Consider the following 25273-nt stretch of genomic DNA (forward strand, 5'->3'; position numbering starts at 1 on the left):
CTTAAGGTTGTTGCATTACGAAAGGACATGGATGAAAGTAACCATGCCAAGGAGCAAACCTGTGCATGGTATATGTTTGTTTCTTAAGCGCTTAGCCGTTTCTTAGCCTTCGTGGAGCGTCTTCATGGGATCGACCTGCGTGGCGCGCCACAGGGGGACGGCGATGGCGAGCATGACCATGGCCAGCGTGCCGGTGATGGCGAGAATCAACGCGGTCGGATCGTGCGTGGTAATTCCGAAGACCATATTGCGGAGCCAGCGGGATGCTCCCCAGCAGGCGCTGAGGCCGATGGCCAGCCCGATGACGCCGAGCACCGCGGCTTGCGATGCCGTGCGGCGCAGGATGGCCAGCGTGTTTGCGCCAAGCGCCATGCGGATTGCGATTTCCTGCTTGCGGCTGCTGACCCAGAAGTTGAGCACGCCGTAACAGCCGATGGCCGCGAGTGTGACGGCGATGCCAGCGAAGAGCGCGAGCAGTAATGTGAGGAAACGGCGCTGCGCGAGGGTTTCTCCCAGCCACTCGTTCATTGGCTTGAGGGATTGAATGGGGAGCTCGCTGTCGATGGCGGCGAGTGTGTGGCGCACGCTTGAGGCTAACGCTTCGGGGTTGCTGCTGGTGCGGATTGTCACCACCATGGCGGAATCCCCGTTCTGCGCAGAGGCGTAATAAAACATTGGCGTGGGATCCGCGTCGAGACCGAACTGCGGTGTATCGCCGACTACTCCAACAATCTCCAGCGTTGGGCCTTCCATATAAGGGCCACCCATCTTGATGTGCTGGCCTAGCGCGGCGCGTGCGTCTTTCCACCATGTATGGGCCAGCGTCTCGTTGATGACGGCTACCTGCGGGCTGCCTGCGCGATCCTGTGCGCTGATTCCACGTCCGGCAAGCAACGGGATTCCCATTGTGCTGAAGTAGGTGGGGTCTGCGGAATTGAACAGCGTCAGCGGAACTTCTTCGCGGCTGGGCGTTGGCTTTTCCGTAATGGAGTACCAGTAGTCGCCGCGGTCGCCGCCGCCGGGAGGGCCCACCACTGCGCCGACGGATTGCACGCCGGGCAAGGGGCGTAGAGCTGCTTCGAGGCGCGTGTAGAAATCCTGAGCGGCAGCGTCTGTCTTGTAGCGTCCGTTTGGCAGTTGCAGCTCCAATGCCAGTACATGTTCGGGCTGAAAGCCGGGATTTGTATTCTCAGCGGCCAGCAGGCTGCGCAGCAGAAGGCTCGACGTAAAGAGGAGCACGAGTGCGGCGGCGATTTCCGCGACGACAAGACCGCCGCGCAAGGTGTGGCCGACTTTGCCACTGCCTGAGCCGGCGGTGTTTTCCTTGAGCACCGCGGCGAGATTGACTTTGCGCGCACCGAGGACTGGGACCAGCGAACAGGCAAGGCCGACAATCAGCGTGAGCACGGCGGAGAAGAACAAAACGGGAAGGTCGAGGCTGGCTTCCATCAGCCGTGGGATATCTTTGGGGCCGAGGGTCTTCAGCAGATGCAGGCCGCCTGCCGCAAGCAGGAGTCCCAGCGCGCCGCCAATCAATGTGATGAGCAACGTTTCTGTAAGCAACTGCACTGCAAGCCGCGCGCGGCCTGCGCCAATGGCGCTGCGAATGGCAATCTCGCGGGCGCGCTGTGTCATGCGGATGAGCAGCAGGCTCGCAATGTTGGCGCAGGCAAGAATCAGCACCAAGCCTACGGCTCCCATCAGCAGTATGAAGACCTGGCGTACGTCGCCGGTTCTTTCTTCGGTGACGAATTCGGCGTAAACGCGATGGTCGTCTTCAGGGCCGGGGTCGGCTTTGGCCAGCCGCTGCATGATTGCGTTGATATCAACGCGCGCCTGCGCCAGCGTGACTCCGGACTTGAGCAATGCCAGCGCCCGCAGCGAGCCATGCGCGTTGCGGTTTGCTAACTGCTTCGGCGAAGGGCGATAGGGCAGGTAGTAATCCGCCTGCCGCAGGAAGAAGCCTGGGTCGCGAGCAAGCACGCCAACGATGGTGTATGCGCTGCCATTCAGCATCAGCGTTTTGCCTATGATGGCGGGGTCGGCTCCGAGCATGCGCGTCCAGAAGGCACGCGAAACAACGGCCACGGCGGGCGATTGCGGATCATCGTCATTGGCCATCAGCAAACGCCCCATCACGGGCTGCGCGGCGGTGAGTGGAAAGAATTCGCTTGTCACCATTGCTGCGTGCGTCATGACTGCCTGCCCGTGTCCGGTCAATGTCATGTCCATGGATTCAAAGCCTGCCATGGACTCAAAGGAATGGTTCTCTTTGCGCCAGTGGTCAAAGTTGAGCCACGTTACGCTGACGCCGTTCGCTTTTGCGGTGGACTCGCCGAGGATGGTCATGCGCTCACCGTGTGGAAACGGAAGCGGCTTGAGCAGGACCGTGTAAATGGTGCTGAAGATAGCGGTGTTGGCACCGATGCCAACGGCGAGCGTGAGGATGACGATGAGGGAATACGCGGGTGCGCGGCCAATGCCGCGAAGGCCATAGCGAATATCCTGCGCGATGCGCTCAAGCCACTGCCAGCCCCATGTGGAGCGCGTTACATCGGCGACAAGCGGCGGATTGCCCAGCTCACGCAACGCCGCGGCGCGGGCTGCTTCCGGTGATTCGCCGTTGGCCATGCGCTCTTCGATGGCGATGCGCAGGTGCGCTTCCAGCTCTTCGTTCAGATCGTTTTTGCGTTGTTCCCAGCTTGGCCAAAATCTCATCGTGTCTCCTTTATTCGGAACGCAACGCATCCATCGGATGCACTCCCGCGGCGCGGCGGGCAGGCAGCAGGCATGCTGCGACCGCTGTTGCCAACAACACCGCAGCGCTTGCGGCCAGCACCCATGGGTCGAGCGGCTTTACGCCATAGAGCAGGCTCTGCACAAAGCGCGACACACCCCATGCGCCAACTGCGCCAAGCGCAAGGCCCGGTATAACCATCCACAGAGCCTCGCGCAGAACAAGCCTGACGACTCCCGGGCGTGAAGCGCCGAGTGCCATGCGGACGCCGATTTCGCGCTTGCGGCGGAGAACTGAGTAATTCAGCAAGCCATACATGCCGATGGCGGAAAGCACTAACGTGAGTATGGCGAAGAATGCGGCCAGCAGCGCTACCATGCGCTCGCGTCCCACCGCGCCGCCCATAATCTGGCTCATGCTCACGGTCTCATGCAGCGGCACATCGGAGGCCAGCGCCTGGAACGCCTCCCGCACCGCCGACTCGCCCGCCGCGGCGCTCTCGCTGCGCACCGCAAACTCGGGATACGCATTGGAGGTCTCCCCAAGGAACGGTTCATACAGAGTCGGCATACTCTTGCCGCGCAGATTCATGGAGATCGTATCGCCGACGATGCCAATCACCTGCGCCTTCTCGTCGCCGGTCATAATCGTCTGCCCAATCGCATTCTGCCCCGGAAAGAAGTATTCCGCCGCCTTGCGCGACAGGATGCAGACATGCGGCGCGCCCGGCTTGCCGCCCTGATCGTCCAGCGTAAAGTCCCGGCCCTGCAGCATCGGAATATCCATCGTGGCAAAGTATTGCGGCGAAACCGGCATGAAGATCTGCATCCTCGATTCGCGCGTCTGCCCCGAAGGCAGCCGGGAGGCCGCCGACACCATGAATAGGTTGCCGCTGAGCGGATGCGCCTGCGTAAGGCTCACCTTTTCCACGCCCGGCGCGTGCCGGATGCGATCCATCAGCGCAAGGTAAAGCGGCCTGAGCGCGGAGCTTTCCACGCCTTTGTCCTTGTCCTGGCCCTTCACGCCTTCCGCCTGCTTCAGCCGCTCGGAAAAATCCGCCCGCGTAAAGGTAACGCCGCTGGTGCAAAAGCCCGGATTTGTAGCCAGCAGCCGCGCCAGCGTAGTGGCCATCAGCGCGGCCACCACCACAATCACCAGCGAAAGACCGAACTGCACCGGCGCAAGCCAACTGCCGATGCGCCGCGGTCTGCGCCCATCGATGCGCAGCTCGCCTTCCTTAATCTCCCGCACCGGGTCCACGCGGCTGGCCCGCCACGCCGGAATCACTCCGGCCAGCAGCACCGTCAGCCCCGTCACGCCAAGCGCAAACAGCAGCACCATCCCCGTCGGCGCGGTATCAAGAGCCTGCTCACTCGACCCCGGTCTCTCCAGCAGGCTCACCAGCCCCTTGCCCGCGGCCCACGCAAACAACAGCCCCAGCCCTACACCGGCCACGGCCAGCATAATGCTCTCCCAGCACAACTGCGCCGTAATGCGCCCCCGGCTCGCGCCCAGCGCCACGCGCACCGCCAGCTCCCGCCTGCGAGCCAGCGCGCGCGTTCCCGCCAGCATGGCCAGGTAAGCGCAAGCCACCAGCAGCGACAGCGCCACCAGCCCCTCAATCAGGTAAAGCGGCTTGGCAAACTCCGCGCGCAGATACGAGAACCCCGTGCGGCCGGGAACGACAAGAATGTCCGCCTTGTCCGATATCTGCGATTTCCCATCCGCGCCAATCGTGAAGAACTGAAAGTTGGCTGCCTTGATCGCCGCATGGATCACCGGCTCCGCCTGCGCCTGTATTTGTCCGGCGGTTGCGCCGTCCTTCAACCGGCCCAGCAGAACCCGGTTGAACATTCCAAAGGTATGCCGGTTCTCCGAGTCGCTAATCTCCGACGGCAGATAGACCAGCGGCTGCTCGCCCACGCTCACGCTCTCAAAGCCCGGCTGCATTACTCCCACCACCACGCCTTTTTTGCCGTCAAAGTCCAGCACGCGGCCAATCACATTCGGGTCGCCGCCCATGCGGTCGTGCCAATAGTTATAGGAGAGAACGGCGGCATAGCCTTCCGAGCCCCCGCCGCGCTTGTCGTCCGCCTCACTAATCAGCCGCCCCAGCGCCGCGTGCACGCCCAGCATCTTGAAGCAGCCCCCGGTCACCTGCGCTGTTTTCACCGGATGCGTCCCGCTGCTCTCATGCAGGTTCTCGTCCGTCGCCAGCCAGGCGCACAGCCCGCTCAGCGGCATCTGCTGCTCGGCAAGAATGTCATACATCTTGCCGGACAGGTGGTCGGACGGCTCCGCCGAGGACGCATATCCGCCCATCTTCATCTCGAACTTCACAATCCTGTCCGGACGCTCCACCGGCAGGCTCTTCAGCAGCAGTGCATACATCAGCCCAAAGATGGCCGTATTCGCGCCAATGGCCAGCGTCAGCGTCAACAGCGCCATAAGGGTGTAGCCGGGACTCTTCGCAAGCTGCCGGAAGGCATAGCGAATATCCTGCGCGATGCGCTCAAGCCATTGCCAGCCCCATGACTCACGCGTTACGTCTGCGACGAGCGGGGGGTTGCCCATTTCACGCAGTGCGGCGGCGCGGGCTTCTTCCGGAGATTCGCCGTTTGCTACGCGCTCTTCCATGGCGATGCGCAGATGTGATTCCAGTTCCTCTCGCAGATCATCTTTGCGCCGCTCCCAGCGTGGCCAGAGTTTCATACGCCTCCTATGCTTTGCTTTGTCTTGCTACTCAAATCGCAGTGCTTCGATTGGATTAACCAAGGCAGCGCGCAAGGCTGGAACAAGCGCTGCAAAGATGGAAACCGCAAGCAGCACGATGGCCGCCGCCGCGAGTGTTGACGGGTCGAGAACTTTTACTCCGAAGAGGAAGGAGCGCACGGCATAGCCTGCGGCCCATGCTCCTGCTATGCCGGGCAGCAAGCCGAACAGGACCATTGCTCCGGCCTGGCGCATGACTAATCCTGTGACGTTTTGCCGTGAAGCTCCGAGCGCCATGCGCACGCCAATCTCTTTGCGCCGCAGCGTGACAGCGTATGCAAGCACGCCGTAGATTCCGACTGCTGAGAGCACGAGTGCGATGGCTCCGAAGCCGCCAGCAAGACGCAGCGCAAGGCGGCGTTGATTCAGCGAGGCGGAAATGCTCTGCTCCATTGGCACAAGGCTCATCTCGGCCATTTGCGGTGCTTCCTGCTTGATGGCGGCGCGCAGTTCTTTTGCCAGCACGTCTTGCGCGAGATGAGAGCGCACGGCGTACTGCGCCGACATGCTGAAGACTTCCGCCAGGAATGAGCTTTTGGGTAGCTGGAGATAATCCATGTAAACCATCGGCTCATAGGGCGCTCCGAGATTGCCGCCCTGCAGCTCGTTCTCCACCACGCCTACGATGTTCATCGATTGAAGAAACGGTATGTCGGTATCGGTGTCGCCCTTATCGCGATGAAACTTAATCCATTGGCCAATGGGATTGCGGCCAGCAAAATACTTTTGTGCGAAGGCCTCGTTGACAAGCACCGTGATTGGGCCATCGCTGCGATTCTCATCCTGCGGCGTGAGAGAACGGCCATGCAGCAAACGGATGCCGCTGGTGCGCACAAAGTCCGTGCTGACGAGGCTGTACCATGCGTAATCGTTTTGCTGCCATGCACGGTCTTCTACGTCGGTGGTTCCGTTGAGTGTCATGGCATAGCTTGAAAACGGAAGCGAGGATTGCATGGTGACGGACTTGATGCCGGGCAGTGTCTTGAGCCTTGCAAGCAGGCGTGTTTCTATCTCTCGCGATAGCTCGGGGTTCTGCTTCTGGTTTTCGGGCATCAGCACAAGCGTGGTTACGCCGTGCGGGTCGAAGCCGAGGTTGACCTGTTCGAGTGCATGGAACGTGCGCGCAAAGAGTCCACAGATGGCCAGCAGCACGCAAGTCAGCGCTACTTGCACGGAGACGAGAATACCGGGCAGGCGTCCGGTGCGCGTGGAGGTTCTTGTGCCGGCACGGAGGCCCTGTGCTCGCGTTTGACGGCGGACGCTGAGCATGGGTGCGAGTGTGGCCGCGGCGCCGACCATCACCGCCAGCAGAGCGCTTGCGGCCAACGCTGCGGGATGCACAGTCAGCTCATTGAAGCGTGCGAACTGCGCACCGTAGGTTTTGCGCACTGCGGCAACCGCGGCATAGGATATGCCGCTGCCAAGTGCTGCTCCTGTGAGGGAGACTATGAGGCTTTCTACCAGGAGCTGTTGCGTAAGCCGTACGAAGCTTGCACCGAGTGCGGAGCGGATTTGCAGCTCCTGCATGCGGCTGGCGGCGCGGCCTATCTGTAGATTTGCCGCGTTGGCGCAGGCGATAAGCAACAGCACGCCTACGGCTCCCAGCAGCGCCAGCAGCGGCTTCTGCACATCTCCGGTTACAAAGTCTCTGTAAGGAAGAACGCGGAGCGAGTCATGTTTGGCAGCGGCATCCGGGTTTGCGTGCATGTAGAAGCTCTGCGCGGCAGCGCGCGCTTGCTGAATTGAAACCCCATCTTTGAGCCGCGCCACCACGAGGCCGCCTTGCTCTTCAAATTCATCTTCTTGCTTGGTGTTGAGAGAGGTAGTCAGGAAGGCAACCGGAACCCCTTGCACCTGCAGAAAACTGAGGCCGCGTGGGAGCACGCCGATTACGGTCCGCATCTTTCCATCAATCTCTATGCCTGTGCCGATGGCTTCGGGGTTTGCGCCCAAGCGTTCGCGCCAGAACTCGTCATTGACGACTACTACGGGTGCTCCTGCATCCGCGGCATTCATGAGCCTTCCCATTTGCGCGTGGACGCCGAGCACATCCAAAAGCCCGGGAGTAGCTATGATGAGAATCCCAATACGCGTTCCATCCTGCGCACGCTGCGGCTTCAGCATGGTGTTGTAGGCTGCCAACGCGGTGAATGCGCCTACTCCCTTGCGCATCTCTTCCATTTGCGTATAAGAGAGCGGGGAAAGTGAAGTGCCGTTGCCTCCGCGATGGCTCTCGGCATGAATGAGGACAAGCCGGTCCGAGTGCGGCAGGGCTACCGGACGAACCAGCACCGAATCCACGATTGCCAGCATGGCTGTAACGGAACCGAGACCGAGCGTAAGTGTGGCGAGAAGCGCGGTGGTGTAGGCGGGGCTTTTGATGAGCTGGCGAAGAGAGTAGCGAATGTCCTGCGCGATGCGCTCAAGCCACTGCCAGCCCCACGATGCGCGTGTTACATCCGCTACCAGTGCGGCGTTTCCTATTTCACGCATTGCCGCGGTGCGGGCTGCTTCCGGTGATTCGCCATTTGCCATACGCTCTTCCACAGCGATGCGCAGATGCGCTTCGAGCTCTTCCTGCAGATCGTCTTTACGATGCTCCCAGTTTGGCCACAACCGCATATGCGCCTCCGCTACTCTGTTGCCGTGCCCATGATTGCGCCGATGGCCTGCACCATGCGCTGCCAACGCTCATGCTCAGCGGCTAGCTGTTCTTTTCCCTTTTTCGTGATCTCGTAGAACTTGGCGCGCTGGTTGCTCTCGGTCTGGCCCCACTTGGACTTGACCCATCCCTGCCGCTCCAGGCGGTGCAGCGCGGGATAAAGCGAGCCGGTTTCCACCTGCAGCACTTCACTCGACTTGAAGCGAATGCCCTGCGCAATGCCGTAGCCGTGCATGGGCCCCCAGCGCAGCGCTTCGAGAATCAGCATGTCGAGCGTGCCCTGCAGCAGCTCAATGCGGTTTTGGTATTTTTCCGTGCGGGTTTCTGCTTTAGCCATGATGTAGAGAATCTACACCCATGGATGTAGGTTGTCTACATGCTGAAACAAAAAACACCTGACGCTGGCTGATATCAGCCGGAGCTGCGGTGGTGTTTTCTTCGGAGGAGTGTGCTGTATGCCAGAACGGCTTCGCTCTACCAGCGGGAATAATTCAGGAGGTTTTCTTCGCGCTCTTACGGACTCGAATTGCGCCTGCCACTGCGATTGCTGCCAGTGCGAGATAGCTGTACGGTGAGCCGCCCTCTGGGACAGTTAGAGTCGGCTGATTAGGCTTCGACGGCGGAACAACAGGCTTGGACTGATGAGAGACACCCGTTGAGTCACATCCAACAAACATTGCTGCTAAAAGAATCGTCTTCATTACTCTAAAACTCCCAAGGCATTAAATGTTTTCGAACTAAGCGAAAACTAAGCGAGATAGAAACTATCTGTTTTCCTGTGACACCCTGAACAACATTTATTGCAATGAAAGAGTGCTCCCAGGTTGTTTTTCGTTACTCGTACCTGGCCCTGAGAAGGCACCCTTACCTTATCCATAAAGATGATGTAAGTGGCACATCCTACGAGTGAAAATTCTCCCATATGTCAGCGAGATAATTGAGGTTTTTTGAACGTCAGTTACCATTTAGTTGTCTGGTTGGTTTTTGTGTTCCCATTGGTGTTTTATAGATGGGTACCTTTTACGCTTTGGTAATCATTTCGTACCCATCGAGCGCTGTTTCGACTGAGCTTGCTTCTTAATGCGCGGCAGCTTTTTGGGGCTGGACCTGGTTGCGCGGATCTTTCCTGATTCCACTTGATATGCATTCAAAATGGCTCGAATAAGCCCCGGAAAGCGCGTCTCAATCTCTGCGCAACGCGAAGTGTTGTGCATCGCTACGCCGTGGCGCTCGCTGTGGATGAGGCCGCTTTCACGCAGGATTTTGAAGTGCTGCGAAAGCGTGGACTTGGGAATGGTTCTGTTTCTGACGGTGAGAAATGTGGAGCAGTTTTGTGGACACTCCTGCCCTGCGATGCCCGCATAGATAGCCGTGCGTGCGGCGCGAAAAGGACAAGATCGACATTCTCTTTGCCAGCGCGGGCTTTGGGGAGTTTGCCACGCTGGAGCAGGTGAGCGAGGAACACTTCGACAAGACCTTTGGGCTGAATGTGCGCGGCACGCTGTTCACCGTGCAAAAGGCTCTGCCGCTCTTTCAGAACGACGGCTCTATCATCCTCAACGGGTCCATTGCCAGCATTAAAGGCTTCCCTCCCTTTGGCGTTTATGCCGCCAGCAAGGTGGCTCTGCGCTCCTTTGCTCGTACGTGGCTGGTGGAGCTGAAGGACCGTAGAATCCGCGTAAATGTTATGAGCCCTGGCACCATCGATACGCCTGCGCTTGATCCGCTCGGCGCGGAGGCCAAGAAACAATTCAAGACTCTGATTCCGCGTGGCGAGATGGGCCGGCCGGAAGAGATTGCCACCACTGCGCTTTTCCTGGCTTCAAGCGATTCGAGCTTTGTGAATGGAGTGGAGCTGTTTGTCGACGGCGGCACGGCGCAAATTTAACAAGCTCAGTGCGAGAGCGCTTTCGCGCCAGCGCTCCAAGGACTCCACTATAGCGAGGCCCCTGGAACGGCTGGCGCGAGGCCGTTTTGTGGCTAGCTTCCAGCGAGCTTTTCAAGCAGTGCGTCGAAGTCTTCAAGCCTGGCGTACTCGATGATGACCTTGCCGCGGCCCTTTTTGTCCTCGATGCTGACGCGGAGGCCGAGGGCGCGCTGGAGCTGATCGGCAACTTCGCGAACGTTGGGATCGACCTGCACTTCGGGCTTGGGCTCCTTCTTCGCCTTGTCGGGGTTCAGGATGGTCTGCACCATGTTTTCTGTTTGGCGAACAGAAAGCGAAAGTGATATGGTGCGTTGAGCGGCTTTTTCAATTTCTGCCGCTTGTCCCAGGGCAAGCAGGGCGCGGGCGTGACCAAAGCTGAGCGTGGCGCTCTCGACGTGGGTCTGCACGCTGGTGGGAAGCTTGAGCAGGCGAAGGTAGTTTGAGATGGAAGCACGGTCTTTGCCGGTGCGCGTGGCTACCTGCTCGTGGGTCATGTTGAACTCGCGCATGAGGCGCTCAAAACCGCGGGCCTGCTCGATGGGGTTCAGGTCGGCGCGCTGCAGGTTTTCGACGATGGTGATTTCGAGGGCCTGTTCGTCTGAGACCTGGCGAAGAATGGCTGGGATGGTCTTCTTACCTGCCTGCTGCGAGGCGCGCCAGCGGCGCTCGCCAGCGATGAGCTGGAAGCGGCCATTGGCCTGAGGGCGCACGAGGATGGGCTGCACGACTCCGTTGGCTGCAATGGAGGCGGCCAACTCGCCGAGCTGGTCCTCATTAAAGGCTGTGCGTGTCTGGAAGGGGTTGCGGTCGATGAGCTCGACGGGAATCTCGCGCGGCTTACCGGTTTCTGGCTGTTCGGGCTTGGAGGCTTCTGCGGCGGCGGGCTTGGTAGGCGCCGGGATGCGAGGCAAAAGCGAATCGAGTCCTTTGCCGAGCGCGCGGCGTTTTGTGTCGGAGGTTGCAGTGCTCATCGGTTCCAATTCCTTCCGCTCCGGCTGGTAGGCCGGAACTTCCTAACAATTACGTAAATCTGGTTCGTTCAAAACTTGTGGCTGGATTGCGGCTCTGGAGTTATCAGGCTGACTGCGGCCTACGAATATGGCCAGAAGCGAACCGCTGCCTTCTTGCTGCCCTCTGCGGCAGACTGGGAAGCCTTCTTCTTTCGCTCCTTGCTCTTGGGGCTTTCAATGCCGTTACGGCCCAGAAACTCGCCAGCCAGCTCAAAATAGGCCTCGGTTCCACGGGAGCGGGGGTCGTAGAGCGCGACGGGCTTGCCGTGGCTGGGGGCTTCGGCGAGGCGGATGTTGCGCGGAATCACGGTCGTGTAGAGCTGATCCTTGAAGTGCGCCCGGAGGGTTTGCGTAACCTGCTGCGCGAGATTGGTGCGGTCGTCATACATGGTGAGCAGCACGCCTTCGATCTTTACGTCGGGGTTGAAGGCCTGGCGGACGCGCTCCAGCGTAGAAATTAGCTCGGAAATGCCTTCCAAGGCGAAATACTCGGCCTGCATGGTGACGATGAGCGAGTTGGCGGCGGCGAGGACGTTGAGGGTCAGCAGGTCGAGCGCCGGGGGGCAATCGAGGATGACGATGTCGTACTTGTCCTGCACGGTAGCCAGGGCGCTACGGAGACGCAGGGCGCGGTCATCGGCATTCACCAGCTCAATGGTTGCGCCGGTCAGGTTCTTGGAGCCGGGCAACAGGGCGAGATTTTCGACTTCCGTGGGCAGAATGACCTGCTCGGCGGGGGCAATCTCCATCAGAACGTCATATATGGAGTGGCGATCGTCGTCGCGGGCAATTCCGACGCCGGAAGAGGCGTTGGCCTGGGGGTCACAGTCAACCAGGAGCACTTTGAGGCCTTCAAGAGCCAGGGAGGCGGAGAGATTGATTGCGGTGGTTGTTTTGCCTACACCGCCCTTTTGATTGACGACACCGACTATCTTTCCCATGGACTTTAAGAGTAATGTTTGCGGACGGTTTGGAACAGGGCAGATTGCCTGTGGAGAACTTGCCAAACCTGTGGAAAGCTTCTTTTTGCAGCTCCGGCGGGGTGCTCGCAACACTAAGAATGACAAGGGTTTGCGGGGTTTTGAGGACAGGGAAGATTTCGCGCGTAGCAAATTCGTGACCGGTGGAAAACTTGCCGAGAAAAGTTAGAAAAAGAAGGCGTTTTCAGGGGTTGTTTTCTGGGCTTTTGAGGTGATTGTTCCACGTGGAACATTGCCCAGAAGCGAGAGGGTTGCAGGATTGTTCCACGTGGAACACAACAGTGAGGACGGCAAAGGGCCGGCGAGATTGGCTAGGCTTGCTTCTGGCCGGGGAGCAGGATGCGGTTTTCCCCGCCGGGGAGCGAGGTTGGAGGCAACCATGAGAATCCTGCGCCGGCTGCGGCCTGCATTACGTCCTGTGTGCCGGTTGTGGTGAGGATGACCAGCCAGCCTTCAGGCGAAACCAGGCCTGCCGCGGCCTGAATGGCTGCTTCCATCTTGTCTACGGCGCGCAGGGTAACCGTGTCGAAGGTTTTACCGAGAGTTTCCGCCCGGCCGCTATGAACCTTTGCCGCAAGGCCAAGGGTTCGGACGGCTTCGCGGAGGAAAGCCGCTTTTTTGCCCTGTGACTCCGCGAGTGTGACTTGAAGACTCGGCTGGCAGATGGCTATGGGGATGCCGGGAAAGCCTGCACCGGAGCCAAAGTCCAGCAGCGTGCCGGATTGCAGCGGCAAGGCACGGGCTGTTGCGATGGACTCGACAAAGTGACGGCGGAGAATCCCATCCTCATCGCGGATGGCGGTCAGGTTGGTCCGGGCGTTCCAGCGTAAAAGCAGGTTGCAGTAGGAGGCGAAGCGCGCGGCGGCGGTGGGATCAACCGGTTCCTGCCCGGCTGCGGTGAGAAGCGCATTCAGCCGGGCTTCCAGCGTAGAGGTATCCGTCATTTTGCCGCAGCCACCGATTCCTGAATCTCGCGCGGCTTCCAGGCCTCTGCAGCATGCAGGAAGGCTGCAAAGATACCGCGTGAGAATGCGCTGGTGGTATAGGTGCGCTCGGGATGCCACTGCACACCCAGAACGAAATGGTCCGGCGAGTCCAGCTCAACGGCTTCGATGACACCATCAGCAGGCGATACGGCGGTGACGCGCAGTTTGTCGCCCGGCACACGCAAAGCCTGATGGTGGCTGGAGTTTACTTGCTCCGGTTTTGCGTCATCACTCTGTGCGGCAAGTTTTTCCAGAAGCGAGCCGGATGCGATTTCAATTGGATGGGCGTCTGTGACTTCGCGACCAGGGCTGTGGTTCACCTGAGTCTTGCCGTCTGCAGCCAAGTCCTGAATCAGCGTGCCGTTCGTCCAGACGTTGAGGCTCTGGATGCCGTAGCAGATGGCGAGGATGGGCTTGTGCAGATTGAAGGCATCCTGCAGCAGCAGCTCATCAACGGCCTCGCGAGCCGGGTCGGCTGGGTTGCACTCAGGGATTTTCTTCTCGCCGAACTTTTCCGGCTCCACGTCAAAGCCGCTACCGGGCAGCAAGACACCTTGCACGGTGGCAAGCAATTTGGCTACGCGCTCTGGCCTCTCATGCAACGGAATTACGACTGGCGTGGCTCCGACAGACTGAAGTGTGACGGTGTACTGGGGCAGAGAACGCTGGTTATAAGCGGTGTCGCTGGCGGTGGGCTCAGGAATGGCTATGCGGATACTCATAAACCAATTAGTGTACGCCTTCCACTAGCGCCATGCGGTTATTGAATATAAGTATTTTATTATCAATAATTTATACAAAACTCTTACCTGTTATTGCCCATTCTCGAAGCGGTGAAAGAAGCTCGAATCAAGATAATGCGGTGTGGTGGAGCTGTCTGCCACGGCCCGCACCAGGTCCGCATAGAAGGCATTGAACTGTCCGGCAGCCCCTATGTCAACGGGCTGGGTAAGGTCGTCATCGGTGGAGTGATAACGCTGGGCAAGCCAGCCGCGCCACGCCTTATACTCGGGCGAACCCGCAGTCCAGCCAAACTTCATGGCGAGGGCCGGAATGCCCGCAAGCACAAAACTGTACTGGTCGGTGCGAATGAAGGAGTTGCGGTCCGGCTCGGGGTCGCCTGCAATTTCGATATGATGCGCAGCGCCGACGGCCCGCGCCTGATCGGCCAGCGTCGATTGCTCCAGCCCCTGCACGTGGAGCTTCTTCAACGAGAAGATGGGCATGAACATATCGAGGTTCAGGTCGGCATCGATGCTGCCGTCCGGCACGGTGGGATGGCCTGCGTAGTAACGCGAGCCAAGCAAGCCTTTCTCTTCTGCAGTAAAGACGAGGAAGAGCAAAGAGCGGCGCGGCGGCTTGCCACTCTGGCTGATGGTGCGTGCGGTTTCCAGTACCGTGGCAACACCGGAAGCATCGTCCATCGCCCCGGCATAAATCGTCTTGCCGTTAATGGGCGCGCCGACGCCGAGGTGATCGAGATGCGCGGAGACGGCGATATAGCGGTCTTTCAGCACAGGGTCGGAGCCGGGCAGAATCGCGGCGATATTCGGCGAGACTACGTGTGAGATCTTGGTAGCCACCTTGGCGCGAATGCTTTTACCAAGCGCAAAGCGGGGCAGCGGCTTTTGTGCATCAGCCAGTGCGAGGATTTCTGCAAAGGTGTGGCCCGTGCCTGCGAAAAGCTTCTCGGCCTGCGCGGGATTAAAGGTAGCCGAGAAGAGCGTGCCGTGGTCGTTGGCGAGCGCGGGGTGGCGCTTGTCGACCGCATCATCTCCCGGCGCGGCGGCAAGGCTCATGCCGGGCTGTCCTGCGCTGGAGGCAACGCGCTCCCAACCGAAGTCCATCGACTTAGGCGTGGGAATGGAAACGATGCCCACCGCGCCAGCCTTGCGAATGGCCTGCATCATGGGCGTGGTGCGTGCGAAAGATTTCAGCGGACCGGGCAAGTCTGCGGGGCCACCGTTGATGAGCACGACTATCTTGCCTTTGAGCGCGGCCATCGATAGCTCCGGCGAGTTGAAATCGTCATAGCCGGACTCTGGAAGATGAAGACCATAGCCGATGAAGACAAGCGGAGCTTCAATCGAGGCTGGCTGATGCCCACGTGCGCTGAGAATGGCATCCTTGCCGAGTTCGAGCGGCGTGGCTGTGCCGCCTATAACCAACGAGAGCGAGGAGTCCTTGGCCAGCACGTGTTGCACATCAAAATGAACGGGCTGATACCAGGTTCCGTTCACGCCTGCGGGCTTCAGTCCCAATGCTTTGAACTTCTCCACAACATACGCGGCGGCTTTGAGATAATCTTCGCTGCCGGTGAGGCGGCCCTTCATCGAGTCATCCGCAAGGTAGCGGATATGCGCCCACCAGGCTTGCCCGGCGGCTGTGTCCGCGGCAACGGAAGGCGTTGCGCCGTGCTGCGCGGCGGCGATTATGCAGGTTGCAACAGAGAGAATGCTGGCGGCAAAAAGAAAGCGGAAGACTCTCATGAGCGCTGGCCTCTGACGACGGGAGTTTTAACAGCATACCCCAGGTCTGCAGAAACGCAAGCGGTGAAACTTAAGCGGAGAGTAAAGCGGCAATCGTGTTGCGGAGCGTTTCGGTCAGCTTGTTGGCATCGCGAATCGTCAGGCCCTCGGTTGAAATCGGCTCGCCTGCAATGAGCGTGACCGGGCCAGGATAGAAGTGCTTGGTATGAATCGGCAGCAGGTCGTAAACGCCTTTAAGCGCAATGGGGACAAGCGGCACCTGTGCGCGAATCGCGAGGAAAGCCGCGCCGGAGAGGAATTCACGCAGATTGCCGTCAGGCGTGCGCGAGCCTTCCGGGAAGACGAAGAGCGGCATTCCGGCCTTGAGCGCGGAAGCGGCTTTGCTCAGGCTTGAGAGCGTGGAGCGCGGATTGTCCGTATCAATCGGCATTTGCCCGCTGCGCGCCAGGTACCAGCCGATAAACGGCAGCGACCACAGCTCCTTCTTCGCCAGGATACGGAACTGGAAGGGCAGCGAAGCGAAGACAACCGGTGTATCCATATACGAAGTGTGGTTTGACGCATAAACGGCAGCGGGATACTTCAGCAGATTTTCGCGGCCAACGACAGTGAGTTTCGCTCCCGAAACAAAGACAGAAAGCCGCGCCCATAGCTGCGCAATGCGATGTTGCGTGCGCCCGGTCTTTGCAAAGAGTGAGGCTATCAGCGCCGCCGAGCCACAGATGGCCGTGACCAGAAAGAAGACCGGAGCCTGCACCACATTGGTGCAGAGCTGATTCCACACGGGAACGGGGTTCGGGCGAGGCATGCCTACTTGCCGTCCTCATGCATGAGCCGGTGGCGCGCTTCGCCTACTAAATAGACAGAGCCGGAGACGATGATGGGCGCTCCTGCGGCCTGTTGCTGCGCAATGCCCAGCGCTTCGGCAACCGTGTCGGCAGCGGTTGCGGGCGTTCCGGTTTGTTCGGCTGCGGCAAGCAGCTCGGCAAGCGGAGTGGCGCGCGGGCTGGCGATGGGCGCAAAGACTACATGCTCAAAGAGCGGGAAGAGGATCTGTGCCAACTCGGTAAGCGGCTTGTCACGCAGGCAGCTAAAGACCAACGTTTGCGGCTCAGGCGTAATGCCGTGAAGACTCGAACGCAATGCCCATGCCCCTGCGGGATTATGCGCCACATCTAGAACCCACTCCGCGCCACGCGCCACAATGCTTTCGAGGCGGCCCGGCCAGTTCGTCTTGCGAATACCTGCGGCAATCGAATCCGCTGTGATAGGAAATGCGTGATGCGTTGCCAGTTCGATGGCGGCGGCAATCGCGAGCGAGACATTGCGATGTTGATGCGGCCCATGCAGCGGGCTTGCTACCTCAATCTCTTTGCCCAGCACTTCGACGGTGTACGCATCGCCCGCACCGAGAGCAGGCATGTACTGCGCCGCATTCACGCCACGCACATTCAGCTCGACGGCCACTTCGCCAAGCGCCTGGTTCGCTTCCGGATGCTGCGGCAGCGTGACAAGCACGCCATTGGCGCGCAGAATGCCGGCCTTCTCGCGGGCAATCGCGGCGATGGTATCGCCAAGCCATTCCGTGTGGTCAAGTGAGATGTCGGTAATCACCGAAGCCAGCGGCTCAACGATATTCGTTGCATCGAGACGGCCACCCATGCCTACTTCGAGAATGGCGATTTGAACATCGCTTTCGGCAAAGTGCAGAAAAGCCATCGCGGTGAGCGTTTCAAAGAAGCTCGGCTGCTGTGGCAAAGTGCCTTCCGCAACAAGCTTTTCGCCCGCGTCATGCACGGCAAAGTAGCGGCGCGCAAACTCGTCGTCGGCAATCTCGGCGCCGTTCACGCGGATGCGCTCATTGGGCCGTTCGAGATGCGGCGAAGTAAACAAGCCTACACGCAAGCCGGATTCCTTCAGGATGGAAGCGAGCGTGGAAGCCGTCGAGCCCTTGCCGTTGGTTCCGGCAATCAGCACAGCGAGAAACTTGCGATGTGGGTCGCCCAAAGCAGCAAGCAGAACGCGAATCTCATCGAGAGAAAACTTGCGCCGCGGCGTGCCGGGCTGCGTGTGCAGCTCGGGAGCCATGCGGTTCAGATCATCAATAGCAGCCGTGTAAGACATGAAGCTTCAGTATAACGGGAGGGGAAGTTCGCACTCGACGTATACGAACTGGATGTCCCTGTATGCAATCCTGCTCTGCTAAAATGCGCCTCAATATTTGCATTGTCATCACATCTGACGGGAGGCGTTGTGAAAGACGTTCAGGGCCGACCAAATCCTCGGAAGCAATCAGGCATTGGCTCCCAGGAAATAATGCAAGAGCGTATCGAAGAAGAATCGATTGCACTGTATACGGCTAACCGCCTGGTAATTGCATCCTGGCGAGAACGATTGATTACAGAAGCCGGCAATGCTTCGGATCTCCTGAAAAAGCACTTTACCCAGGCTGAGGAAGTTTGCGCCCGGATTCTCGATACACATTCCCCTTTGTACTGGCTTCTCTGCTATCGCAGTCTGCCCTATTGCAGCCCAAGCGACAATCTGGAGTTATATAAGCAGAAGTCCGAGATGCTTGATTTTTTTACCGCGCTGACAGTCAAACATGGGAATAATTATCATCATGATGTCCTGATAGAACGCACCGGTGCTTTATCTCGCGATGTTACACCGGAGGACTTCCATCAACTCAATACGCTGCTCCAGTTCTTTGAAGAGATGATGAAGACCAAGCGCCTCTACGAATCAGCTTTGAGAGGCAGCAGACTCCTGATCGATGAGGAGAAGGAACTGACGGTCACCACCGATGACGAGACTGACGCAGCTTTGGCACTTTGGTATAGCCGAAGCAAGCAGTGGACTGCCGCTCTCGGCTTCAAGGGGTTACCCCTGGATGTACTGGACTCTCCAGATTTTATCGATATCGATCATCCTCTAGTCTGGCTAACCTTCTCATCCTTGCAGGATGCGCTCCACAACTGGATGATCTATCACTGCAACCTGTCTTTTTCTCCAAAGCAGGACCACGATAATGACGGACCTTTCATCCCTTTTACCTCTGTGCTCCCTAAATGGGCCGAGACCTTTCTGAAACTCGAATCCGCAAGCAATGGTGCCGCATTACTCTCCCGCTGGACACTTCATGTTTATGATCTTCTTCTTTGCTTCTCTGTCTGGAATGAATTGATCTCCAACGCAGCTAAGGGACAATATGGAGTGCTTTGTCAGCACAACCTTTGCAATTCCGGGCTGCTTATCATGGCAAAGGACGACTTCCATCTCGCATTCCTCTCTCTTCTTTCCGAAGAATATCCAACGGTTCCGAAACCTGAAGCTGACAAGTTTCTGGAGCACTTCCTGCAATATCTGGAGTTCGACCAGGTGTCTTCTCGCGGATGCAATCTGCTGGGTCCTTCCATGCAGGGGTGCCTTATGGAGCAGGGTGGCTTTTACATTGTTGATGCAACGCGGCTCGTCACTCATCTGAAGGAGTCCATACGCAACGCTCCAAAAGCAGCCTGGAAAGGTCATGTTGGCACTGCCAAGGGATTGTATTTTGAGAATGTTCTTGCGGAGCGTATTACACAGCGCTGTAAGCGTGCAATATTTCTTATTAAGCCCGGAAAAAAGCTTGAGCTGAATAACGAGTCCAGCAATACACGCGAGATAGATTTATATATCCAAGTTAATAACATCCTAATCCTGGTTAACTGCAAAGCGATGAGCACGAAGAAGCCGATGCACTTCTACAGCCCCGACTCGCTCAATAATCGCTGGGCGGGCGGAGGACAGATACAACATCAGATAGACGAGAACGACAAGCGCGCCCGGCTGATTGCGAGCTACCCTCGCGAAGGAAAGAATTACGAAATTCCACCCACGATCACACATCTTTTACCGGTGATATGCACCCTGCATGCCGAGTATGTACCACCAAAAACAGCACCTGAGTATTTCCTTCAGGAAAACTTGCCGCGAGTATTAACGCCAGGCGAACTGATTCAGTTGATAAACACCATGAACACGCAGGAATACGTAAATCAACCTTTTATGATTCCTCTGCCAGATGCTCCCGTGCAAGTCACATCTATGGATGAATTTTCGTCCCGCACGATTCGCTTGATTCTCAAGAACAAATACTAAAATTCTTCATAAGGCATAGCTATTCAGCTATTGATGTTGAAACAAAAGCAAAGACTTTGCTTCTAGCTTCTCAGCAAAAGCTCCAGCGCACGCCTCGCATCCTGCAGGCACTTGCGCGCTTCTTCCTCGCTTAACAGGCCCTGGTGCACGGCTTTGCGGCCAACATCGTTGACGCGATTGGCAGGGCGCAGAAAGGCCGCGTCTATTCCAGTCATCTGCAGGTTGTTGTTTACCTCGTGCAGCAGGTTTCCCAATGTGGGTGTGTTGCGATAACGCCTCTCTACCTGCTTTGCAATTGGATCGGGCAGCATTTGCTTCACGGCCTCTTCCACCACGCTGCGGCACATTACGGCGCAGGCTGTATAGAGCCCCAGAAAGTAGCAGCGCGTTGCTTCATTCAGATAACGATCGGCTTCTTCGGATGCTGCCGAGGTCACCACGCACTCGCGTAGATGTGTGGCCCGCTTCGTTGCCGGCTCAATCAGCTCGATTAGCTCAAAGGCTATCGAGGCGCGCAGCAGGTCATTCTCATGCGTATCGAGCGCTCGCTGAATCTCCTGCCATGTCGGCGTCTGCGTGGCTGTTTCGATAGGCAAAAGCCGCGTGAGATGCGTGAGCCGTTGCCGTGCATGCTGGATAAAGCCCTGGTGCATCTCCTGCGCAAGGTTTTGCCACCCGGTGACAAAGCCGCCGGGATCGCGGGCATAGTGCGCCGCCATCTCCTTGTAAGCAGCTTCGGGCAGCACATGCTCCAGCTCGCCGATGCGCCCGGTACGCGCCAACTCTGCCACCGCCTGGCAAAACTCGCGCCCCGGAGCCTCGTCCGCTGTCATGCGTACCAACTCGTCTTCCAGCCGTTGTATGTCGATGGCCATAGCTGCTCCGCTTCCAGTTTGAAAGCGGAGCAATAGTCATGAGGGAAGAAGATGCGCACAAATTCCATGCGTGTTCTGAAACAGGAAGAGACTCCCATAACGAAACCGCTGCGTTACGAAACCCCTGGAGAGACACTTGCCTCCGGATGCTGTCGCGCATATTCATGCACAACCTCCAGCACATCGTCAGTCGCCACAAGCGGCATATTTTCCGGCGCTGGAATTCGCATGCCCGCATCCAGAAGCGCTTGCGTCACGGCAGGATAATCGCCCCTGTCGCGCTGCCAACTGTGCATGGAGCCATGCAGCGCCCATGCCAGTGCATTGCCACCATGCTCCGTCTCATAGATGTTGATGGCTGCACCATGCGCAAGCAGCGCGCGAACGACCGCGAGATTGCCATGCCATGCGGCAAAGTGCAGCGCGGTCTGGTTGTTATCCATCGATACATTGGCCGGCCAGCCAGCTTCCAGCAATTGCACAACAGAGCGCGTGTTGTTTCGCACAACCACGCCCATAAGGCGGCGCACAGTGCGCTCGTTGAGCTTTGCAATCACATTGGGATGCTGCGCGAGCAGCCGCTGGAAGAGCGCATCCTCTTCAATCTCCGCCGCAACAATAAGCCGCAGCCACGGAGCGCTGCGCTGCATCAGCAAATCAAAAACATCCTTGTGGCCGAACTCATGCGCCAGCAAGTGCGGCGACTTGGTGATGCCGAAGCCGTAGATGTAGATGATGCCGCCGGAACGCGGGTCCTGCTTGGGAAAGTTGCGCTCACTCACGGTCACGCGCACGGTGTCCGGGTCGTTGTTCAGAATCTCTTCGACCAGAGCACGGTCGCCAAGCGCGGAAGCCATCAGAATGTCTGCCTTTGCACCGCGCGAGAGCAGATAACGCGCCACTTCACGGCGATCCGTACAGGCCATATATTGCGCTGCGGTGGATTCATGGTCGATATCGCGAGCGTCAATCTCGGCACCGTGGTCCAACAGTAGAGCAGCAATCTCAACCGTCTTCGCAAAGTGCAACGGAAGCTGCCCATCGCCGCCGCGGGCGTGGATAAGAGTTGGATCTGCCGCAAGAAGCTGCCGCACGCGGTCCCTCATCCCCAGCCTGGCCGCCGCGTGAATATCCACCGTAGCTCCGCGCTCGATGAGATACGCCGACAGCTCCGGGCTTGCCTCATCCAGTACACCGTAGCTGCCCGCCCACCAGCGCGAGCGTGCATTGATGTTGGCACCGGCATCGAGCAGAGCATCCACCATCGCTCGGTTCTTCCGGTGGACAGCGCCAAGAATCGCCGGAGCGTCGAAAGCAAAGTTCGGCAGCGGCTCATCGATGCGTTCCCGCAGCGACGCGTGACGCGCAAGCACCTCGCGCACCAGCGCTGCGTTGTCAGAACGGATGGCCGCAATCAGCGCTTCGGTTGCATCTTCAGAAGAAATTTCGACGCGCTGCTTGAGCGCCGGCCAGGTGTCAAAGCCGTACTCACGGGCGATGACGTGGAGCGCATCGGCATATTTTGGCTGGGTGGCGGAGATGCCAAAGGCAGTAAAGCGTCCGGCTGCCGCTGCGTCCGACTCCTGCACCTGCCGCAGTAGCGTGTGAGCCTGATTTTTCAGGTGGTCAAGGTTGGGGCGCGCGGGTAATTCGCGTAAAGACATAATTCACTCCTTCTTGTGTGCCCGTGGTCCGCTGCGCCGGGCGAGAAGAGAGTGGGTTGTGGGTAAACACAAAACCAAAGGTGGGATAATCCCTTTCCGCGGACGGGGTGCACCCTTTTCAGTGCGAGACAAGAGTATCAGCAGAAAAATATTTTGGTCTACCGGCATTCGTTACACCTACAACACCGGCTCGGCGCGCCGCGGATTGCGCCCCGCTTTTCCACGCTCCGCAAAGCGCTTGTGGAAGCCGTGGAAACCACGTCCGCTGTGCAGAACGCGCGCATTCCATCGCTGCAATCCATGCGCCTTTGGACTAGAAACCCACAAAATCTCCCAGGAATTCACAGGGGGTTTCAGCTTTGCTGTTGAAAGCGTGGGAAATCAGGGGCAGGCTAACGGGCTTCCACACCAGTTTTCCAATTCTGCAGATTGAACATGCCAAGTTTTAGAAAACTGGACATATATCTATCCGCTTCTATTCAGAGAAGTTAAGCAAGTTATCCACTTTTCCGCACGGAACGGTTATGACTACGGGGTATGTATTTCTCTTTTCATAGAAAAACTCAGTCTCCGTCGCAGGCTTTTGTGCCAACGCGCACTGCCGCAAACAGCCTCCATTTCCCGGCTCATCAGGCTGCATGGCACGCCAAAATGCTTACTTTTCGGGAACATGGTACGAGGAATCCAGACATGACGCACGTTTTCCACCATTGAGATTGGCGCAAACCTGAATACAATCAGGAACAAGGGACTAGCCGTCCAGATATCTGCGCCGCTGGCGCAAAAGCTGAGACCGCCAGGGAGAGCGCTGGCAAGGTGGGGGTAGGGGAATGCCAATCACGGAATCGGATGTCGAACAAACTGCCGGGCGAGAATCGGCACAGGGGGCAGCGATGGAGATTACGGTAAGCCGCCAGGAACTGCTGAAGGAACTAACCGCTACGCAGAGCGTGGTGGAGCGCAAGACGACTATCCCCATTCTTTCCAACTTTCTGGTGGAAGCCGAAGACGACAAGCTCTCCATCACAGCCACGGATCTCGACCAGGCGATTCGCACCAGCGCCTCCGTCAAGGTCAAGAAGCCGGGCTCCTGCACCATTCCGGCACGCAAGCTCTACGACTACGTAAAGCTGCTGCCCGAGGGCGAAGTCTCCATCAAACTGCTTGAAAACCACTGGGTACAGATTCGCTCCGGCCGTTCGAACACCAAGATGGTCGGCATGGCGCGTGCCAACTACCCGCAGGTTCCCGAGTTCCCTTCCATCGCGGTAACCACGCTTTCCGCAGTCGCGCTCAAGACGCTTATCTCGCGGACTATCTTCGCCATCTCGAATGAAGAGTCGCGCTATACGCTGAACGGAGCGCTGGTGGTGCTCAAGGCAGAGTCGATTGCCATGGTTGCCACGGACGGCCATCGCCTCAGCTTCGTCGAAAAGCCCGGCGAAACGCTCGAAGGCATCAGCGGCGAAAAGCGAGTGCTCATTCCGCGCAAGGCGCTGCAGGAGCTGGCAAGCCTGCTGAATAGCTCCGATGCCGAGACCGTGGAATTTGCAGACGACGAGCACACGCTCTTCTTCCGCGTAGGTCACCGCACGCTCAGTTCGCGCAAGCTGACCGGCCAGTTCCCCAACTACGAAGCCGTGATGCCGCGTGATAACACCAAGTTCGCCGTCATCCGCTCCAGCGAGCTTTCTGCATCGATTCAACGTGTCGCACAGTTTGCCGATGAGCGCTCCGGCGCGATTCGCCTGCGCCTTGAGTCGAATGAGCTGAAGCTTTCGGCAGCGTCCACGGAATCCGGCGAGTCGGAAGACACGATTGATACGCCTTACTCCGGTGACCCGATTGTGGTGGGCTTCAACTCGTCTTACATCCTCGACTTCCTCAAGGCTCTGGGCAATGAAGGCGAAGTGCGGCTCGAGTTCAAGGACTCGCAATCCGCCGGCCAGATGCGCCCCGAAGACCCGGATGCGGAGTACCGCTCGCGCTATGTTCTGATGCCGATGAGGATATGACTTTCCTGTATGGGAAAAGCAAAAGCCCTCATTGCAGAGGGCTTTTGCTTTTTCCGCGCGCCTATGTCATTTGTCCGTATTCGCTCCTTGCGCCATCGCCTATGATTCGCTCACGCTCTCGCGATAGGTGAATCCTCAGGACTGAAGGAGATGGGGTATGGAGATTGCCTCCCGGCGTAGTTTCTTTGGAAAGCTGGCTTCAATGACGGCTGTAGCAGCCGGTGCTTCGCGGCTCTTTGCGCAACAGGCTCCGGCGGTAGCGCAGGCCGCAGGCGGCGACAAGCCCAGGCGCAGCAACCATATTCATGACGGCATCTACTACTTCTCCGGAACCGGCGCGAACGATGGCTATCCCAAGGACGACCATGTTCTGGTGACCGACCCCTTCGAGAAGCACGTCACGCGTACCATGGATGCACTGAAGCGTTCGCTCGAACGCGCCGGCTCTAACATGGACAATATCCTGCATCTGGAGGTCACGCTTTGCCTGCCTTTGGCAGACGGAGTGGCGACACCGCAGGGTAAAGCCCGTTTCGACGCGCATAAAGCGCAGTACGATGCGCTGAATAAAATCTACGGAACCTACTTCAGCCCCGGAAAAGCCCCGTCCCGGGCGTGCGTGGCGGTAGATTGGATTCCAGGTGATTCGTTGATTGAGATGGTGGGAAGCGCGCTCGTCGTCAATCCGTAAGCATGACGCGGCATCCGCACAAGCCCATAGATTGATAGAAATTTTTTGAGGTCACGGAAAGGAAACAATTCATGAATCTGAAGTCCATCTGGAATCGCCGTTCGTTTCTCTCACTTTTAGGCGCGGTTGGAGGCGGCGCATTGGCTCCAGCGCCGCTGCGCGCCGCCACGGCAAAGCCGGATGCCCCTGCTTCCCCGCTGCTGGACGGCCACCCGATTGTGCCGATTACAAGCGGCCTTGGTTCTACGGGCGATGTCTACGCCGAGCTGGGCGTAAAGCCGCTCATCAATATTGTCGGCACCGTAACGGTGATTGGCGGCTC

General features: G+C 58.4%; 18 protein-coding genes and 2 pseudogenes. 5 read left to right on the top strand and 15 right to left on the bottom strand.

The window, feature by feature from the left end:
• Nucleotides 1-102: 102 nt before the first annotated feature.
• The 6 genes from AC5S3R_RS18320 to AC5S3R_RS18345 form a co-directional block, all read right to left on the bottom strand.
• Entirely contained in the window at nucleotides 103-2718 is a 2616-nt protein-coding gene (locus AC5S3R_RS18320; protein ID WP_494268618.1) for an ABC transporter permease, read from the bottom strand.
• A gap of 10 nt (nucleotides 2719-2728) precedes the next feature.
• A complete protein-coding gene (locus AC5S3R_RS18325) occupies nucleotides 2729-5449 on the bottom strand; it encodes an ABC transporter permease (protein ID WP_494268619.1) in 2721 nt (906 codons plus the stop codon).
• A 27-nt stretch (nucleotides 5450-5476) separates the two neighbouring features.
• Nucleotides 5477-8131 (bottom strand): ADOP family duplicated permease, encoded by a 2655-nt coding sequence (locus AC5S3R_RS18330; RefSeq protein ID WP_494268620.1) that lies wholly within the window; start codon nucleotides 8129-8131, stop codon nucleotides 5477-5479.
• A gap of 11 nt (nucleotides 8132-8142) precedes the next feature.
• Entirely contained in the window at nucleotides 8143-8508 is a 366-nt protein-coding gene (locus tag AC5S3R_RS18335; protein WP_494268621.1) for a PadR family transcriptional regulator, read from the bottom strand.
• A 154-nt stretch (nucleotides 8509-8662) separates the two neighbouring features.
• Complete coding sequence (locus AC5S3R_RS18340) at nucleotides 8663-8872, bottom strand: hypothetical protein (protein WP_494268622.1); 210 nt, start codon at nucleotides 8870-8872, stop codon at nucleotides 8663-8665.
• Between the two features lie 333 nt (nucleotides 8873-9205).
• Nucleotides 9206-9538, bottom strand: coding sequence for an ArsR family transcriptional regulator (locus AC5S3R_RS18345; protein ID WP_494268635.1), 333 nt, complete (start codon nucleotides 9536-9538; stop codon nucleotides 9206-9208).
• Between the two features lie 8 nt (nucleotides 9539-9546).
• Here AC5S3R_RS18345 and AC5S3R_RS18350 point away from each other — a divergent pair.
• Nucleotides 9547-10059, top strand: a pseudogene (locus tag AC5S3R_RS18350) (SDR family oxidoreductase); the annotation flags it as partial.
• A 92-nt stretch (nucleotides 10060-10151) separates the two neighbouring features.
• Here AC5S3R_RS18350 and AC5S3R_RS18355 read toward each other — a convergent pair.
• The 7 genes from AC5S3R_RS18355 to AC5S3R_RS18385 form a co-directional block, all read right to left on the bottom strand.
• A complete protein-coding gene (locus AC5S3R_RS18355) occupies nucleotides 10152-11069 on the bottom strand; it encodes a ParB/RepB/Spo0J family partition protein (RefSeq protein ID WP_494268623.1) in 918 nt (305 codons plus the stop codon).
• 119 nt (nucleotides 11070-11188) lie between these two features.
• A complete protein-coding gene (locus tag AC5S3R_RS18360) occupies nucleotides 11189-12049 on the bottom strand; it encodes a ParA family protein (RefSeq protein ID WP_494268624.1) in 861 nt (286 codons plus the stop codon).
• 350 nt (nucleotides 12050-12399) lie between these two features.
• Complete coding sequence (gene rsmG / locus AC5S3R_RS18365) at nucleotides 12400-13032, bottom strand: 16S rRNA (guanine(527)-N(7))-methyltransferase RsmG (protein ID WP_494268625.1); 633 nt, start codon at nucleotides 13030-13032, stop codon at nucleotides 12400-12402.
• The gene (locus AC5S3R_RS18370; protein ID WP_494268626.1) at nucleotides 13029-13796 is read right to left on the bottom strand and encodes a gamma-glutamyl-gamma-aminobutyrate hydrolase family protein; all 768 of its coding nucleotides are present in this window, start codon (nucleotides 13794-13796) and stop codon (nucleotides 13029-13031) included. The genes rsmG and AC5S3R_RS18370 overlap by 4 nt, the downstream gene beginning before the upstream one ends.
• 90 nt (nucleotides 13797-13886) lie before the next feature.
• Complete coding sequence (locus AC5S3R_RS18375) at nucleotides 13887-15563, bottom strand: M20/M25/M40 family metallo-hydrolase (protein WP_494268627.1); 1677 nt, start codon at nucleotides 15561-15563, stop codon at nucleotides 13887-13889.
• Nucleotides 15564-15633: 70 nt separating this feature from the next.
• Nucleotides 15634-16371: a lysophospholipid acyltransferase family protein gene (locus AC5S3R_RS18380; RefSeq protein WP_494268628.1), complete on the bottom strand. Its 738-nt coding sequence runs from the start codon at nucleotides 16369-16371 to the stop codon at nucleotides 15634-15636.
• Between the two features lie 2 nt (nucleotides 16372-16373).
• The gene (locus AC5S3R_RS18385; protein ID WP_494268629.1) at nucleotides 16374-17687 is read right to left on the bottom strand and encodes a bifunctional folylpolyglutamate synthase/dihydrofolate synthase; all 1314 of its coding nucleotides are present in this window, start codon (nucleotides 17685-17687) and stop codon (nucleotides 16374-16376) included.
• A gap of 129 nt (nucleotides 17688-17816) precedes the next feature.
• Here AC5S3R_RS18385 and AC5S3R_RS18390 point away from each other — a divergent pair, with 129 nt between their 5' ends.
• Complete coding sequence (locus tag AC5S3R_RS18390) at nucleotides 17817-19706, top strand: hypothetical protein (RefSeq protein WP_494268630.1); 1890 nt, start codon at nucleotides 17817-17819, stop codon at nucleotides 19704-19706.
• Between the two features lie 62 nt (nucleotides 19707-19768).
• On the opposite strand, the gene AC5S3R_RS18395 is transcribed toward AC5S3R_RS18390, so the two are convergent.
• Nucleotides 19769-20581 carry a HEPN domain-containing protein gene (locus tag AC5S3R_RS18395; RefSeq protein WP_494268631.1) on the bottom strand — a complete coding sequence of 271 codons (813 nt, stop codon included), beginning with the start codon at nucleotides 20579-20581 and terminating at the stop codon, nucleotides 19769-19771.
• Nucleotides 20582-20694: 113 nt separating this feature from the next.
• The gene (locus tag AC5S3R_RS18400) at nucleotides 20695-22245 is read right to left on the bottom strand and encodes an ankyrin repeat domain-containing protein (RefSeq protein WP_494268632.1); all 1551 of its coding nucleotides are present in this window, start codon (nucleotides 22243-22245) and stop codon (nucleotides 20695-20697) included.
• Nucleotides 22246-23138: 893 nt separating this feature from the next.
• Here AC5S3R_RS18400 and dnaN point away from each other — a divergent pair.
• The 3 genes and pseudogenes from dnaN to AC5S3R_RS18415 all read left to right on the top strand — a co-directional run.
• Nucleotides 23139-24260, top strand: coding sequence for a DNA polymerase III subunit beta (gene dnaN, locus AC5S3R_RS18405; RefSeq protein ID WP_494268636.1), 1122 nt, complete (start codon nucleotides 23139-23141; stop codon nucleotides 24258-24260).
• 157 nt (nucleotides 24261-24417) lie between these two features.
• Nucleotides 24418-24951, top strand: a complete 534-nt coding sequence (locus AC5S3R_RS18410; protein WP_494268633.1) for a RidA family protein — start codon at nucleotides 24418-24420, stop codon at nucleotides 24949-24951.
• A gap of 71 nt (nucleotides 24952-25022) precedes the next feature.
• Nucleotides 25023-25273: pseudogene (locus AC5S3R_RS18415) on the top strand (L-seryl-tRNA selenium transferase); the annotation flags it as partial.

The sequence above is a fragment of the Occallatibacter sp. FHG110214_02 genome, assembly GCF_059115385.1.